This is a genomic window from Streptomyces griseicoloratus (genome assembly GCF_014534645.1).
Taxonomy (GTDB): Bacteria; Actinomycetota; Actinomycetes; order Streptomycetales; family Streptomycetaceae; genus Streptomyces; species Streptomyces griseicoloratus.
Genome location: NZ_JACVQF010000134.1, coordinates 1 through 349 on the forward strand (window position 1 = coordinate 1; position 349 = coordinate 349).

Sequence of the window (349 nt, forward strand, 5' to 3'; positions counted from 1 at the left end):
AGGTCACGCGGGTGGCCCGTGAGGTGGGCACGGAGGGCATCCTGGGCGGCCAGGCGCACGTGCCCGGTGTCGTGGGCATCTGGAAGGACCTCAGCGACAACGTCAACCTGATGGCCAAGAACCTCACCGTGCAGGTGCGGAACATCTCCCAGGTCGCGGCGGCCGTCGCCAACGGCGACCTGACGCGGACGGTGACCATCGAGGCGCGGGGCGAGGTCGCGCAGCTCGCCGAGACGTTCAACACCATGGTGAAGACGCTGAGTTCGTTCGCCGACCAGGTCACCAAGGTGGCCCGTGAGGTGGGCACGGACGGCATCCTCGGCGGCCAGGCGCACGTACCGGGCGTGGC

1 protein-coding gene is annotated in these 349 nt (G+C 69.6%); it reads left to right on the plus strand.

The genetic code is table 11. The features are described from left to right. Positions 1-349 (plus strand): HAMP domain-containing protein (locus tag H0H10_RS03810; protein ID WP_188179364.1); only part of this gene is annotated, 349 nt, incomplete at both ends.